Genomic DNA, 12,428 nt, shown 5'->3' with positions numbered 1-12,428 from the left:
AAAAATACGATATGAATATAGCGCAAAAAGATCTTTCTTATTTCACGTTAAGATTACAGGAATTATTAAACACAAGCTTTCCGGAATTATCCGGTGACAAAACATTTATAATTCATCGTTCCAGGCTTGCTGCCAATGCCTATGAAGGGACATTTATGGCAGGTAACCGTATTGAGCTTTGCAATGAAATTGCTGAATACATCTTATTCGAGAGCCTTCACTTTTCAAAATTCGATACCGTTTTTAAGGTGGTCTGCAATGAATTCTACACCATCATGGCAGATGAAGAGCTTCGTTCTTTTGCCCTGAAGGTATTGCCGGTATGCACCGTTGTTTTTGAGCAGTACCTACTTACTGAGGATTTTGCAGACAGCCCTGAGTTTGAGCTGTTGTACACAGAGCTGACGGGAACCATTCAAATCTGGATTGAAGAGAATGGGCTTCAATAAACGTGAGCATTTACAACAGAATATTGAGGCGCTACGCATTGCATTTACCTTAGAAAAGGAAAAACGCCGGGCTACCGAATCTGAAAGAATGCTACTCATGCAGTACAGTGGTTTTGGCGGTCTCAAATTTGTGCTCAATCCCGTCGATAAGCCGGAAGACAGTAACCGATGGGTCTCATCTGAGCTTAATCTTTTCTCAATGACCCGGCAGCTCCATGAGCTTTTGAAAGAAAATGCTACCGATGAAAAGCAGTATAACCGGTATGTAGACAGTATCAGAAGTTCGGTACTCACCGCATTTTATACTCCTTGGGTGGTGATTGGTGCGATTGCAGATGCACTGCAGGAAAAAGGAATTACCATCAATAGATTTTTAGAACCATCCGCCGGAGCCGGAGCTTTTATCGATGCCTTTAAAAACGAGCACATGCAGGTGACCGCCTACGAAAAGGAAGTCTTAACCGGTAAAATTTTACAACATCTCAATCCGGAAAGCAGTATCAGAATTTCAGGCTTTGAAGAGATCCCTGATCATGAAAAAGAAAAGTATGATGTCATTGCGAGTAACATTCCTTTTGGTGATACCTCTGTTTTTGATCTTTCCTATTCCAGAGGGAACGATGAAGCAAGAAAACTCTCTGCCCGAAGTATCCACAATTATTTTTTTCTCAAAGGAAGCGATATGCTTCGTGATGGAGGTATTCTTGCCTTCATTACTTCACAGGGTGTACTCAACAGTCCGAAAAATGAACCGATCCGCAGGGCACTCATGCAAAACTGTAACCTGGTTTCGGCGATACGATTACCCAATAACCTGTTTACGGATCATGCGGGAACAGAAGTTGGCAGCGATCTGATCATTCTTCAAAAAAATAAGGATAAGACAAGCCTCTCTAAAAGGGAGGAGAAATTTTGTGACACCTACGTTACGGCTGATAAGCTGTCTAACAATATGTTGCTGGATAATCCTGCACTGATTGTTCATAACAAGATGTATAAAGGGACTGATCTATATGGTCGTCCTATCCTGATTTTTGAGCATGATGAAGGAACTACCGGTATTGCCAGGGACTTAAAGCAGATGCTTAATAATGATTTTTCTACCCATTTACATATTGATCAATATAATGGACGGAAGCCTGAAAAGGCGGTCAATACCTCCGGGAACCATACAACAGAACCTACAATCTCTCCGGTTAATCGTAGTACAACGCAAGGAGGAATTAAGAATAGGATTTCTCCTGTTCCAAAGACCTCTGCCTCTACCAATGAAGTTCAGTTAAGCTTGCTTGACCTGTTTGAAAATGTGGTATCAGTGGCGGGTGCTTCAAACAATATTTCTCCTAAAAAAAGAAAACCTACTCAAAAGAAAGTTACCCAAAACAAAAAAACGGTCAATGACCGTGACCGTGACGGTTTTCGTCAGGGAGATTTATTCGGTGCGGAGATGCCGCAGCCTGATGTTCCTACGGAAACGAAGACAAGTGCGAATCCTGTTAATGGTAATCAACAAGTAACTCCTAAGTTAAAGACCTCTCTTGGTGATCTGTTCTCGAATGTCAATGATAATACCGAAAATGAAACGGCTCTTGTCACGAACAATATTCCCGAGCCGGCCATTTATACCGGAACTATTCAACCTTTCCACCGAAACGACTGCCTTGTCACAGATCATGGCTACGTAGGTTATCTCAAAGATCTCAATAAGGAGGAAGAACAGGTAATGTTCCATCCGTTATCCTTGCAGCCTGCCCAAAAATCAAGAGCCGAAGCCTATATTTCGATAAGGGATACCTATATCGATCTGTACCAAAAAGAAGCTGAAAATCAGACTGAACATAAGCAGGAAAGAGAAACCCTTAATACGCTGTATGATGCTTTTGTGAAAAAATATGGCAGTCTCAACGCTGCCGATAATATCAAGCTCATCAAGACCGACTCTGCCGGAAAGGAAATTCCCTATTTGGAGCGTGTGGTGGGCGGTGTGATCCATAAAGCCGATATTTTCCATCGTCCGGTCAGCTTTTCTACCACGACACCGGCTACCAATAATCCTGACGAAGCACTGGCAGCGTCACTGAACCGATATGGAAATGTGAATCTGTTCTATATGTCGCAGATCAGCGATATGTCTCCTGATGATTTAAAAACTGCCCTGCATGGGCGGATCTTCTACAATCCGATGGATCGGGAATTTGAGATTTCTGAAAGATGGATCTCCGGCAATGTGGTGGAGAAAGCCCGGGAAGTAGAAACCTATCTGGAAACTTACCCCGATGATCGGGAAGCCCAAGAAAGTCTTACGGCTTTGGAAGAAGCAAAACCGCGGCCCATCGAATTTGAGGAATTGGATTTTAATCTCGGAGAGCGGTGGCTTGATACGGGGATCTATGAACGTTTCGCTACCCATTTATTCGATACCAAGGTACGAATTCATTATAGTGAAAACACCGATGATTTTTCCATTAACTGCGATCAGAAGAATGCCCATATACGAGATAAATACGCTGTAAAATCAGAGAGCCGTACCTATGATGGTATTGCACTACTGAAAAATGCTCTGGTCAATACCACTCCGGATCTTACCAAGAAGATTACCGTTGGTGATAAGGAGGTAAAAGTTCGGGATATGGAAGCCATTCAACTGGCCAACAACAAAATTGATGAGATCCGTACAGCTTTTAGTGACTGGCTCTACGCTCAGAATGAAGAGTTTAAAGAGCGACTGACTGCTCAGTACAACGATACCTTTAACTGCTTTGTGCGTCCTCAGTACAATGGAAGCCATCAGGACTTTCCGGGACTGGATCGAAAAGCTTTGGGTATCGAAGATCTGTACCCAAGCCAGAAAGATGCCGTTTGGATGATCAAACTGAATGGCGGCGCGATCTGCGATCATGAAGTGGGCGCGGGAAAAACACTCATTATGTGTACGGCGGCTCAGGAGATGAAACGCCTGGGACTGGCCCATAAGCCGATGATCATCGCGCTTAAAGCTAATGTCCACGAAATAGCGGAGACCTATCGAACAGCTTATCCCCATGCTAAGATTCTGTATCCGGGTAAAGAAGACTTTACTCCACAGAAAAGGTTAAGAATTTTCGGAGATATTAAAAACAATGATTGGGACTGTATCATTTTGACCCATGACCAGTTCGGCATGATCCCGCAGTCACCGGAACTGCAAAAGGAAATTTTACAGATAGAATTGGACAGTGTTGAAGAAAACCTTGAAGCACTGCAAGCCCAGGGTCAGGAAATATCAAGAGCCATGCTCAAAGGGGTGCGTATAAGGAAACAAAATCTTGAAGTAAAGCTCAAAACCCTGGAACACGATATCGAAAATCGCAAGGATGATGTGGTGGATTTTAAGATGATGGGCATTGATCATTTATTCTGTGATGAATCACAGAAATTTAAAAACCTTATGTTTAATACCCGTCACGACCGTGTTGCAGGGCTTGGTAACATGCAGGGAAGCCAAAAAGCACTGAACCTTCTTTTTGCGATCCGTACCATTCAGGAAAGAACCGGCAAGGATCTGGGCGCTACTTTTCTATCAGGGACTACGATCAGTAACTCGTTAACAGAGCTGTACCTGCTTTTCAAATACCTGCGTCCGAAAGCTTTGGAGAAACAGGGCATCACCTGCTTTGATGCCTGGGCTGCGATCTACACGAGGAAAACCACTGATTATGAATTCTCGGTAGCGAACAACATCGTACAGAAAGAAAGGTTCCGATACTTTATAAAAGTGCCGGAATTGGCGCAGTTTTATTCTGAGATCACCGACTACCGTACGGCAAAGGACATCGGCATCGATCGTCCTGAGAAGAGAGAGATTCTGTACAATATTCCTCCAACCCCTGAGCAGGAGGTATTTATCAAAAAGCTGATGGATTTTGCCAAAAGTGGCGATGCCACCCTTCTCGGAAGACCAAAGCTCTCAGCGAGTGAAGAAAAGGCAAAAATGCTTATTGCCACGGATTATGCCCGTAAGATGTCTTTGGATATGAGAATGATCAGTCCAAAGTATCAGGACCATCCCGATAACAAAGCCTCTCACTGTGCTGCTAATATTGCCAAGTATTATAAAAAGTTCAATGCCCAGAAAGGAACTCAGTTCGTGTTCTCTGATCTGGGAACCTACAAACCGGGGGTCTGGAATGTGTATTCGGAGATCAAACGTAAGCTGGTGGAAGATCATGGTATCCCGTTTCATGAGATCCGGTTTATTCAGGAAGCGAAGAACGATAAGCAGCGCAGGGAGTTCATTCAGTGGATGAATGAGGGGAAAATACGGGTACTCTTCGGTTCCACCGATATGCTGGGAACAGGAGTTAATGCGCAGAAAAGAGCCGTTGCGATTCACCATCTGGATATCCCTTGGCGTCCGAGTGATCTTGCTCAAAGGGATGGCAGAGCGATTAGAAAAGGCAACGAGATCGCCAAATTCTTTGCTGAAAATTTGGTGGATGTTATTATCTATGCCGTTGAAAAATCTCTGGACGGATATAAATTCAATTTGCTCTACAACAAGCAATTATTTATCGATCAGCTGAAAACGAATAACCTTGGAAAACGTACCATTGATGAAGGGAGCATGGATGAAAAATCGGGCATGAATTTCTCGGAATATGTAGCGATTCTTTCCGGAAATACCGACCTTCTGGAAAAGGCAAAACTCGAAAAACAGATTGCCGGACTGGAAAGCGAGCGCCAGGCATTCAACCGCAGCAAATTTGAGTCTAAATACAAGCTCGATGACAGTACTAAAACACTGGCAGAATCACAATCCCGTCTTGAAAGGTTTAGGATGGACTGGGAGAATTTTAAAAATAGAATGAAATTAGACCCTGACGGAAAAGTCATTAACCGGATTGAATTAACCGGTTTACCACCGGGCGCTGATGTAAAGCAGATCGGAGCCAGATTGAGTGAAATCTCAGCCAAAGCCCGTACCGAAGGACTGTATGAAGAGATAGGAACTTTATATGGATTTACTTTGCTCGTAAAAACGGAGGTTTCTCAAAAGGAGGATGTCAATATCAGGATCAATCGTTTTTTTGCAATGGGTGAAAGTAATATCAAATATACCTATAACAATGGGCTGATGGCCTTGGATCCTAAGCTTGCCGCAATGAATTTTTTGAATGCGCTGGAAAAAATACCGGGACTGATAAAGGAAGAGCAGCAGAAAGTGGAAACACAGAGAAAAGACCTGTCGGTGCTTCAGGATGTGGTCGGTAGTATATGGTCAAAAGAAGGGAGACTTTCGGAACTGAAAACGGAGCTTTCAGCTGTGGAAAGAAAAATACAGCTTTCTATTACCACCGAAGAGCAGCAGGAGCCTGAAAAGGAAATTGAAGAGACATCTGTTAAAAATACAGCTGTTAAAAATGAAAGAAAGATCCCTATTGTAAAATCGAGGTCTTTGTGATTTTGTACACTTTTAAAGTAAATGAACTGACGACAGATCTTTGGACAAAAAAAGCGGACTCCGCATCTCAAGAAGCCCGCCCGTTCATTGGTTGAAGATGAACTATCCCTGATAAAGGGTTTTAACGCTCTCAGGTCAAATGTATATAAAATATTCGCACACAGGTGTGTAATATTAAAAAATATGTTTTGTAGTTTTTGGCAAAAATGTAATGACTTTATCAAATTTTTGGCAAAAAAAGAAAGCTGTGCTTTTACGTGCTTAAAAAAGCGGACTCCGTATCTCACGAGGCCCGCCCGCTCATTAGTTGAAGATGAACTATCCCCTTATTAAGGATTTTGTAATGCTCTGAAGTCAAATGTATATATAATATTCGCATACCTGTATGTAATACCCTGAAAATATGTTTTGTAGTTTTTAGCAAAAAAATAACGACTTTATCAAATTTTTGGAAAATGAAAGCCATGCCTTTTAGAGCAAAAAAAAGCGGACTCCTGTATCTCACACAAAGCCCGCCTACCCATTGTTTGTCTATGAGTTTTCCTCATGGGTATATCTTTATTTCAAACCTATAGATAATAATCGCACACCTGTATATAATATTGAAAATATATTTTATATCCTTTTGTAGAGATGGAAAGTGAGTTAAGCCCAATAGAACAATATGTAGTTGATTACGTAATAAGACTGAGAATAGCAAAAGATCTTACTCAGGCTGATATTGGTGTTATTATTAATACCAAAGGCAGCTTTGTATCCAACGTTGAAAATATTAAAAACCGTTCAAAGTATAATCTTGATCATATTAATGCGCTGGCTGATCATTTTGATCTTTCACCCGGAGATTTCCTGCCTAAGAAAGCACTCCCTGTAAAAGATTCTAACAAAGAGTAATGCCTTTGGCATTGGTCTTTGTTATTTGTAATTAGTAACTGCCACCCTCGACGTCCGCAGAGACCGTCTTTTGAGGGTGGTCAGTTTCCCTATTATACTCCCTATAGTATATGCTCATTATTTTTAAGCTTCATTGATTATCGTATCACTGCATTTGGTTCTACCTTTTGAGGCTTCAATATTAATTTTTTTTGTTTTTATTTTTAGATAAATAAGATAAAAGCAGCCCAATATTGAGCAGTAACGGAATAAACCAGAAGGAGAATCCCAGTATCTCGAGAAAATGGAATTTAGTTTCTATATATAAGCATGTCAAAGCCACCATATTAGTTACAGTGGTGAATATTTCATTTTTCACCTCACGGGATGGTTTTCCGTCTTCGATGTTTTCCATTTTTGTTTATTCCGTTTTTTTCATCGCTTCCATTTTTAGTTTCCAATTTGATTAAAGGCACCCATATTCCTGAAAGCCATCAGCTACTATTGAAACTTTGTTATGATAAAGATAGTACGGAAAATATTTACAGTCAACTGTGTCTTTTCGCAGGTGTCTTATTTTTTTGTCAGCCGTATAATCCGGTAAATACTAAAGAGATAGAAGATGAAATTAAAAATACTCAGGATCAGAACTTTTGTGGAAAGCCCTGTTTTTATATAGTCCTGATAGATCAGATAACTCATGACAGGGCACAGCAACAAAATAAACAGGGTCTTATAGAGTGGATTTTTCTTAGAATTCATTTTTAAAGCTAATAAAGATTTAAAATATGATCAATTAAAAATGGAGAGAGAAACGAAGAATTCTTTACGAGTAAGCCCAATCGATGATCTGTTTAAGAGCTTTCTTGATCTCAGTTTCTCCTTCCGGTGTGTTAATGTCAATTCCGCACATGGCAGCATCATTCATTTTAGCGTGCAGGGTAAGGTAATAGATACCACCGATCAGAATACCTTCTATTGCTCTCATATTTTTGCCTTTGTCTTGGAAATAGTCATCAGTGATCTTGGTGAAAATTTCCTCACCCAGCTGTTCACGCTCCTTATTGAGTTCCTGAAGGGGTTTTAAACTCTCACTGATTCCCCAATGAATGATGTTACGCATTTCTTCACTCTTCATTAATGAATCAAACTGATTCTCCAAGAGCGTATACGCCATCTGTTTGCCAAAATCTTTCCGGCTTTGCTCTATAATGGCCTCTCTATGCTCCAGGCTTACCCGCCAGTAATCCCGGGAGCTCAGATATTGGGCAACAAGACCTTCCATTCCGCCGAAGTATTCGTAGATCAGCTTGCGGTGTACTCCGGCTTTCATAGCGATCTGCCTGGCATTTAATCCTGCAAAACCTTGCTTTTTTAAGATTTTGCCTACGGAATCCGTGAGTTTTTTCTTAGTTCGTTCTTTATCTCTGATGGGACCACTGGTAATCTTTCTGGTCATTGCGTGATGGTTTTCAGGCAATTTGCAATTTTTTACGTTGTATTTCAAAAAATGATGTTTTATTGTCCCGGGAATTTTGCCTATATGCTGTGCCCGGTTCTGTAGAAGTATGCCCAACGTAAGTAAAAACCTGTATTCTTGTAATAGGTAATGAACAGAAGAATGCGATAGCCATCCATCTGATGCAATACCTGAAATTTCCGGATAATGGTGATGGGAACAGCTGAAAATCCATCATAAATTATCATAAAAATGGCTCATTTACTTTAAAATGAGCCTTGCAGAATAAATAGGTATATACCTCCTGTATTCCGTAGTTTAACTCAATCAGCTGCTAATCTATCCCAACTATATTAAATGTCAGTATAACCGGATCGGAACCACATGGTGGCGCGAGCTTTACTACTAATGTTCCTGATGCATCTCCGGTGGTTATTGCTGTTACTCCTGTTTTAATGGTCGGAAAAGGATAAGCAATGGTCCAGGTTGGAGGATACGAGATCACTTCGAGAACCTCCATATCAAAATCCCACATCCAGGAATACGGGGTATTGGCAATCAGTGAACTGTTTTCCGGGCGATTTAAAGTAGTCTGACCGATTCTGGGAGCATAGCCAAACACTACCCCGGTATAAGGGAAATCGGGCCAATATATTGCCGAGTTATTCCTTACATAGACCACTTCAGATGGGTCGTTGCCCAGAGTAATACGTTTGGGTCCGTCTCCAATGGCATAATACTCTTCTGCGCAGGTTCCGACAGCAACATTTTTTGTAATTTCAATATCACATATGCCCCCGACAAGGGTAGCGGTTACTAGTGTCCTCTCATTTACATGATGAGGATTGGTCAGGAGTCCCGAGGAGTTTATCGGAAGATTAGGATTTGATGATGACCAGAGGGGGGGATTTATGAATGGCAGTATCGGTAAGGAATATTGCTGCTGGCTGCCACAAAAATAATTCGGACCATCGATCTTGTATTTATTTGCATAATACTTATCAATTTTTAATCGTCCGTAGCCTGTTTCATAACTTCTCATACCATAGACAGACATATAATAGTCATAAGGACCGACTTTTTCACAACAGTTAATTAATAGCTCCTCAGTTACCTGTGTTCTGCTTAAAAAAATATTATCATGTATGATCAAGGCTATGGCTCCTGCTGCTATGGGGGTCGCAGCTGATGTGCCTCTAAAAGTTGTCGTGTATCCTCCTGTATAAGTAGTCGAAACGATACTTTCACCGGGAGCGATTAAGCTCATATTATAGCCGTAATTGGAAAAGGTAGATTTTTCATCCCAATAACCGGATGATCCTACTCCAATAACTTTTGAATGGCTTGCCGGATAGCCTATCCCTTGTAGGCCATCATTACCGGTAGACGCTACAACAAGAGCGCCGTATCCCGCCCTTCCGGAATCTGCAAGAAAGGCCAGCCGGATGTCAAATGTAGTACTTGGCGATCCCATACTAAACGAGCAGCTTACTACATCGATATTATTAGAATAGGCATAATTCAACCCTCCAACCGCCCAGGCATCTGTACTGTAAAAATCTTTATTGTTAGGATCGGTTGTCGGATTGTATCCGATCCGGATCTGATATAAGTGAGCCATATAGGCTACGCCGCATCCGCCAATCGAATTATCACCTGCTTCAAGGGCTGCCCCTGCACATAATGTTCCATGAGTATCATATCCTAAAGGGAGTCCCGTAGGATCATATGAACCCATGAAAAAGGTAGACAGATCCGGATGTGAAGTATTTATTCCTTCATCCATAATTCCAATTCTTACAAAGCTGCCTGCGTTGCCCCAGCACCAGACGTTATCTGCACCAATTCTTGGAATATGCCATTCAGATGAATAAAATGGATCATTAGGAGTATACCCTAAAACGGGCATTGAACGAAAGAAACTAGGCTCGGCATATTCAATACGTTCACTTTCTGAAATTTTATTGGCAATATCCAGGCTGTCGAACTTGTCATTGTCCTCTACAGTCAATAGAAAAATGTGATCTCCAAATTCTTCTTTTTTAGATATCACTCCAAATTCCTTCAATAATGCATCCAGATCCTGAGTTGAATAGCCGGGTTTAACACCTACAAATAGCTGATTCGTCAGAGCCATTAAAACCTGCGGGCTGTTTTCTGTGGTAAAGACCGCACTGACATACTCAATTTCCGGCTGATCGAATTGCATCTGTACACCCTCTATTAACTTCGCATTGGCGGAGCTCCGCAGATCCAATATCAAAAATTGATCTTCAATCCGATTTTCTTCATCGAAGGACCATACATCTTCCCCAAAACTTTTATTAATCCTCTCTACTATTCCTTTTTTATTTTCTAAACTCGTGGGTTCTTTAAAAGCAATAAGTATTTTGTTTTGTACCGTATTGAGGTACACCCTGGAGCCCTGATAATAAAAATACCTTGGAAATACCGGATTGAGCAGTTGATGAATTGGTTTCATAATCTTTTCTGGTTTTATTTTAAGAATTGGTTAATGTTCTCTATTCTAATTACATTGGCTTTTTGAGTTTGATTGACACTCCTAACAGATTCATCAGAACCTTTTTAGGTTCAGGCTAATTTTTTTTGATCTGATATTTTCCCTGGGTAGCTGTCAGTTCCAGATTGTTGACAAAAATTTTGTCAATGACCCAAACCGGACATACTTCCTGAGTTCTTTTAAACTTGCTGACTAATTTATCTTCAGGCTTATTTCCAATCTTCATAATAAGGGTGTCTTGAGACTTTGGAATGTCTAGGGATAATTTAAAGATTCTTGCCCCTGCGGTTCCTTCGATCACCGGGCGTATGGTATCCTTTCTGTTTACATCTTTTGTTTTGAAAAAGTACATCTCTTTCAGCGCAAAGGCAGGTGTGGCAGAAAAAAAAAAATCTTGTCCTGTGGATGAGTCAACGACATTAAAATTCAAATAAACAGGCGGTATCGACTGTGTGCAAATGATCATGTTATCGGATTTTTTAGTGCAGCCCATTAAAATTGCAGCTGAAAAGGATAATGCTAAAAGGGATTTAATAGTAATAGTATTCATAGCAGTTAATTAAAGTTTATAAAATGGTTAGGTTAATAGGTATCTGAAACCGGCAATGTTGAAGAGAGCAAATAATGCAGGTTTTCAGTTCTTACAATTATACTATACAATAAAACGTAACTCGCTGTTAAAGTGCTACATCGGAAATGTAATCTTTTAATAATAGGATCCCTTTCCACTTTTTATTTTAAAAATTTCAGTTACGAAGCAGCCCATATTGTGAATGGACTGCTTTCTTTTTTCTTATTTGAATTGATATTGTAAAGCGATCTCAAATTCTCCATTGCTGTATTTCCTGAGATCAGAGGTACCACTTGTGTACAAACAGAGTATCCGAAGTTTATTCTGATAAAAAGTTCCGGCACCAAAAGTGACAGCATTGGTACTGTGATAAATGGCACTGAGCATCAGTTTGTCGTTGTAGCATTGAACCTGGGCACCAAGATCAATGAGGTCTTTATAATTTTCTACCCCACGATACATGATTTTAGGCTCTATGCTTGATATAATGCCACTTTGATAAAAGAATGTATAGCTTACCGCTCCCATATACAATGACCTGTCAATCACATTTCTTGTGAGATCTGTAGTGAGCAGTCGCTTTATGTTAGATAAACTTCCCTGAACCGTTAACCGTTCGTTCCTGTAACTGATTCCAAAATCTCCCTCCACATACAACGGACGGATGTTAAACTGATGAAGACTCTGATCTTCCGGGTCACCAACCACTTTATTAAAGTCGATCCATTCACTGATGATATTGCTTGATATTCCAAAATCCAAAAAACTGCGATTGTCATTTAACGGAATGTGGTATGCGTAGGTTCCTTTTACACTGTTTCTGCGGATAACCCCTGCGTTTTCGTTATAAAAATTCAGTCCAAATCCGAGTTTCCTGTCGGGTAGCCCATAAGTAGCGGTAAGGGTCTGCATGGAAGGCGCTCCGTCAATTGCCGTCCATTGGACTTTATAAGCACCATTAATGACCCAGCCTTCCTGTATGCCTGCCATGGCAGGGTTGGCTGCGTATTGATTTTGAAAGTAGATGCTTCCCATCGGGTTAAGCTGTCCATACGTTGTACTGCTCATCAGCAACAAACTTATGGTGATGATGATATTTTGAATTGTTTTCATGT

The 12,428-nt window shown here is 40.8% G+C and carries 9 protein-coding genes; 3 read left to right on the top strand and 6 right to left on the bottom strand.

Translation table 11 applies throughout. The features are described from left to right. Positions 1–11: 11 nt before the first annotated feature. The 3 genes from C1634_RS06215 to C1634_RS06200 all read left to right on the top strand — a co-directional run bounded on the left by C1634_RS06215 (position 12) and on the right by C1634_RS06200 (position 6,783). Positions 12–449 carry a DUF1896 domain-containing protein gene (locus C1634_RS06215; RefSeq protein ID WP_103231284.1) on the top strand — a complete coding sequence of 146 codons (438 nt, stop codon included), beginning with the start codon at positions 12–14 and terminating at the stop codon, positions 447–449. Next, a complete protein-coding gene (locus C1634_RS06210; RefSeq protein ID WP_103231285.1) occupies positions 436–5,889 on the top strand; it encodes an N-6 DNA methylase in 5,454 nt (1,817 codons plus the stop codon). The genes C1634_RS06215 and C1634_RS06210 overlap by 14 nt, the downstream gene beginning before the upstream one ends. A 633-nt stretch (positions 5,890–6,522) precedes the next feature. After that, on the top strand, positions 6,523–6,783 hold the full coding sequence (locus tag C1634_RS06200; RefSeq protein WP_103231286.1) for a helix-turn-helix domain-containing protein: 261 nt from the start codon (positions 6,523–6,525) through the stop codon (positions 6,781–6,783). Between the two features lie 181 nt (positions 6,784–6,964). On the opposite strand, the gene C1634_RS25795 is transcribed toward C1634_RS06200, so the two are convergent. The 6 genes from C1634_RS25795 to C1634_RS06175 form a co-directional block, all read right to left on the bottom strand. Continuing rightward, positions 6,965–7,177 carry a hypothetical protein gene (locus C1634_RS25795; RefSeq protein ID WP_103231287.1) on the bottom strand — a complete coding sequence of 71 codons (213 nt, stop codon included), beginning with the start codon at positions 7,175–7,177 and terminating at the stop codon, positions 6,965–6,967. A 411-nt stretch (positions 7,178–7,588) separates the two neighbouring features. After that, a complete protein-coding gene (locus tag C1634_RS06190) occupies positions 7,589–8,221 on the bottom strand; it encodes a TetR/AcrR family transcriptional regulator (RefSeq protein ID WP_103231289.1) in 633 nt (210 codons plus the stop codon). 80 nt (positions 8,222–8,301) lie between these two features. Further along, a complete protein-coding gene (locus C1634_RS25890; RefSeq protein ID WP_165835270.1) occupies positions 8,302–8,469 on the bottom strand; it encodes a hypothetical protein in 168 nt (55 codons plus the stop codon). An 86-nt stretch (positions 8,470–8,555) separates the two neighbouring features. Further along, positions 8,556–10,703 (bottom strand): S8 family peptidase, encoded by a 2,148-nt coding sequence (locus C1634_RS06185; RefSeq protein ID WP_103231290.1) that lies wholly within the window; start codon positions 10,701–10,703, stop codon positions 8,556–8,558. 115 nt (positions 10,704–10,818) lie between these two features. Further along, positions 10,819–11,208, bottom strand: a complete 390-nt coding sequence (locus C1634_RS06180; RefSeq protein ID WP_123921396.1) for a hypothetical protein — start codon at positions 11,206–11,208, stop codon at positions 10,819–10,821. A gap of 327 nt (positions 11,209–11,535) precedes the next feature. Further along, positions 11,536–12,426, bottom strand: coding sequence for a PorP/SprF family type IX secretion system membrane protein (locus tag C1634_RS06175; protein WP_103231292.1), 891 nt, complete (start codon positions 12,424–12,426; stop codon positions 11,536–11,538). Between the last annotated feature and the right edge of the window lie 2 nt (positions 12,427–12,428).

Source organism: Chryseobacterium viscerum (genome assembly GCF_002899945.2).
Classification (GTDB): domain Bacteria; phylum Bacteroidota; class Bacteroidia; order Flavobacteriales; family Weeksellaceae; genus Chryseobacterium; species Chryseobacterium viscerum.
The sequence above is the reverse complement of the archived record's forward strand: the minus strand, read 5'-3'. Positions and strand labels throughout refer to the sequence as shown.

What these genes read in the sequence shown, in the direction of transcription:
- C1634_RS06190 (WP_103231289.1), bottom strand. Translation starts at nt 8,221, where the DNA reads ATGACCAGAAAGATTACCAGTGGTCCCATCAGAGATAAAGAACGAACT.
- C1634_RS06185 (WP_103231290.1), bottom strand. Translation starts at nt 10,703, where the DNA reads ATGAAACCAATTCATCAACTGCTCAATCCGGTATTTCCAAGGTATTTT.
- C1634_RS25795 (WP_103231287.1), bottom strand. Translation starts at nt 7,177, where the DNA reads ATGGAAAACATCGAAGACGGAAAACCATCCCGTGAGGTGAAAAATGAA.
- C1634_RS25890 (WP_165835270.1), bottom strand. Translation starts at nt 8,469, where the DNA reads ATGATAATTTATGATGGATTTTCAGCTGTTCCCATCACCATTATCCGG.
- C1634_RS06215 (WP_103231284.1), top strand. Translation starts at nt 12, where the DNA reads ATGAATATAGCGCAAAAAGATCTTTCTTATTTCACGTTAAGATTACAG.
- C1634_RS06180 (WP_123921396.1), bottom strand. Translation starts at nt 11,208, where the DNA reads ATGATCATTTGCACACAGTCGATACCGCCTGTTTATTTGAATTTTAAT.
- C1634_RS06175 (WP_103231292.1), bottom strand. Translation starts at nt 12,426, where the DNA reads ATGAAAACAATTCAAAATATCATCATCACCATAAGTTTGTTGCTGATG.
- C1634_RS06210 (WP_103231285.1), top strand. Translation starts at nt 436, where the DNA reads ATGGGCTTCAATAAACGTGAGCATTTACAACAGAATATTGAGGCGCTA.
- C1634_RS06200 (WP_103231286.1), top strand. Translation starts at nt 6,523, where the DNA reads ATGGAAAGTGAGTTAAGCCCAATAGAACAATATGTAGTTGATTACGTA.